This is a genomic window from Roseibium sp. RKSG952, assembly GCF_009711355.1.
Genome location: NZ_SMMF01000636.1, coordinates 1 through 2,907, shown reverse-complemented (window position 1 = coordinate 2,907; position 2,907 = coordinate 1). Strand labels below are relative to the sequence as shown.

General features: G+C 57.7%; 2 protein-coding genes. One reads left to right on the top strand and one right to left on the bottom strand.

The genetic code is table 11. From position 1 onward, the window contains the following. A partial coding sequence (locus E1297_RS03130) for a Tn3 family transposase (RefSeq protein WP_155133780.1) occupies positions 1-2,122 on the bottom strand: 2,122 nt, incomplete at its 3' end. 181 nt (positions 2,123-2,303) lie between these two features. Here E1297_RS03130 and E1297_RS03125 point away from each other — a divergent pair. After that, complete coding sequence (locus tag E1297_RS03125; RefSeq protein WP_155133783.1) at positions 2,304-2,882, top strand: recombinase family protein; 579 nt, start codon at positions 2,304-2,306, stop codon at positions 2,880-2,882. Positions 2,883-2,907 lie beyond the last annotated feature (25 nt).

Genomic DNA, 2,907 nt, shown 5'->3' with positions numbered 1-2,907 from the left:
AGGTCGGGTTCGCCGGACGCTCACCCTTCAATCCCGGTATGTGCGTGTTGTACTTCGCATTGATGAGGTTCATGGCCTCCCCCTGTCTCGTGGTCGGGAAGAACTGACCATCGCTGGAGGAAGTTTGCCCCGAACCCCAGTGTTGGGCCATGGGAAGCCTGGACTGCGCGTCGAGTACGATGGCCAGTGCCTCATTGATCGCGTCGCTTTCGACAAACCAGCGCGACAGGCGGGACAACTGGGAATACTCGTGATCCGCGGTCGCGGCGGCCATTTTGCTCAAGCCAACGTTCAGTCCCTCACCGAGAAGAACGGTCAGCAGCCCGATGATGTCTTTGCAGGGGGCGCCCGTGCGCAGATAAGTGAACGCTTCCGTGAAGCCCGTGGCTTCGGCCACGTCCTGAAGGATGTTCGTTATTTTCGCAGGGGGAAGCCGCCGATAGAGATCGAGAACCAGATCAGCTGCCTCCTCAGGAACATCTGCCTTCAGACGCTCAACCCGTAACTGGCCATCTTCGATGGTGCCGTTGGGAAGAGTGCCGTCCCTGACAGCCTCCGCAAGCCGTTCGAGGCCACTCTGCAATCGGCGCTTGCGATCCTCGATCCAGACTCTGGGATCCAGCGGGAGTTCAAGTCCCGGCATCGCCTTCGCTGTTTCCAGTGGTACGAGGACTTTCCTGTCATCAGCATATCGGCGGGCATGGTCCAGCCAGATATCGTTGGACCTGAAGGCCTCCTGCAAACGGAACATAACTGCTACGATCCAGAGCCGCTCCTCGTTGGTTTCCGACTTGCGCAGTTGCTTGTCCCACTTTGATCGGGCGGGCAGAAAGGCTCGCGATTTGACTGGGATGTCTGCACCCTCCCGGATGATCGCCGCAGCGTCGAGCAACGGTTGGGCCACGGTGGATCCCCGGATATCCAGCGCATTCAACATGCGTTTGCTATAAAGCTTGAAGCTGTGAACCGCCTTCTCGATGTGATCCATCGGCTCGGCCATGGCAGGTTTGATCAATTGGGTCGCCATCGCCACAAGAGTTTCCAGACCATCCCATGAACAGGATGCATCGACGGCCCCGCCCAAGGCAGCCTCATCGCCACGGGCCATCAGCAATGTCGTTCCCAGAGATTGGAACCCGACCAGTGTGCTGGCTATATCCGCCTGTGCCTGCTCGAAGTGCAGCGCGCTGATTTTCTTCGCCTCTCGCCAGGTCTTGCCTACGATCCTATCATGGGTTTCGACAACGGTATCGGCGATGGACGCTGCCCATTCAACGACACAGGTGGCCAGAATGGCGAGGCGACGATTACTGCTGATGTCCTGCAAATCGCCCGTGAAGTAGCGCTCGCCCTGACGGCGCAGGATCTTGATCCTGTGGGGCGGAATGCCATCAAGAACGTCGGGTTGCAGACCAATCGCCTTGAGGGCTTCCACCCGGTCAAGCAGGCGGTTCATATCGGCTGTGTTCTTGCCGACCTCAAAACCCCGCAGCCACAAGAACACGCTCTGCCACCCGTTCGCAGCCTCGCCAAGCAGGTCGTCGAGACGACGGCGCATTCGACTGTCCAGGCGCGCGACAATCCGGTTCTCGATCCGCCGCTCGGCCGCCACAAGCGCATCGGCACACAGCCTCTCAATCGTCGTGATACCCGGCAGGATGATCTGCCGCTCCCGGCAGTCTTCAACAAAAGCCCGCACCAAACCTTCGTCAGATTCGGCTGCCTCGGCCTGTTGGTCTAACCAAGCTGTCATTTGCTTCACACGTTTACCGGTGAACCGCTTATAGCCATAGATCTTGCGCAATGTACCGAGATGTTCTCGACGGGTTGCATCGCGGACAGCGTAGGGCAAGAGATCTTCGGGTTGCAGACCGAGCTGGGCGGCAAGGTAACTGGTTACAGCTTCCGGGATGATCTCTCCCGGCTTAAGAAGGCGCCCGGGATATCGCAACGCGCAAAGCTGGAGCGCAAAGCCCATCTGATTTTTTGGTCCCCTGCGCGTTCTGACGTGTTCGATATCGTCGTCTGCAAGCGTGTAATGGTATTCCAGCGAAGCCCGATCAGTCGGCAGCGCGAAGAGAGCGGCGGCCTGACGTTTCGTCAGAACAGTTCTATGGGCCATATGTTATCTTCTCAGTAAAAAATGTTCGAGCTCGGATCAACCTTCATCCGTCCGTAAGGGGACCGCTGAGCGGACAGGTTCAAGCGAGTAGACGCGCCGCATGAAACCGCAGCTTCCGGCGTCTCATATAACTGGTACGATTAAATTTGCAAAAGAGGCCCCTTATTCGTACACTTTGTGCATGACTGCGACAAAAATTGGATACGCCCGCTGTTCCACCGACGGCCAGGATCTGACCGCCCAAAAACAGGCGCTCGAAACCTTAGGCGTTGCTCCAGATCGCATCTACACTGACCATGGTTTGACTGGTACCAACCGTGCGCGGCCTGGGTTAGATCAAGCCATCGCCGCTGTTCGCGAAGGTGACACGCTTGTGGTTCCCAAGCTCGACCGCTTGGCGCGATCCGTTCCGGACGCCCGTGCCATCGCGCATCAGTTGGAAGCGAAAGGTGTGAAACTGGCACTCGGTGCCTCGGTTTATGATCCGTCCGATCCCATGGGAAAGATGTTCTTCAACATCCTCGCCACCTTTGCCGAGTTCGAAGCCGACCTCATCCGTATGCGTACGCGCGAAGGCATGGCCATCGCCCGTACCAAGGGCAAGCTGCGTGGCAAAAAGCCAAAACTGTCCGAGAAACAGCAGCGTGAACTGACCCGTATGCATGCCACTGGGGAGTATTCCATCAGCGACCTGGCCGAGGTGTTTTCCGTGTCGCGACCAACCGTCTATCGAACATTACAGAGAGGTCAGAACCCTTAGCGTACGATTTATCACTGAGCCCTAA

Excerpts from the sequence above, each read along its gene's own strand:
- E1297_RS03125 (WP_155133783.1), top strand. The coding sequence starts at position 2,304 with ATGACTGCGACAAAAATTGGATACGCCCGCTGTTCCACCGACGGCCAG.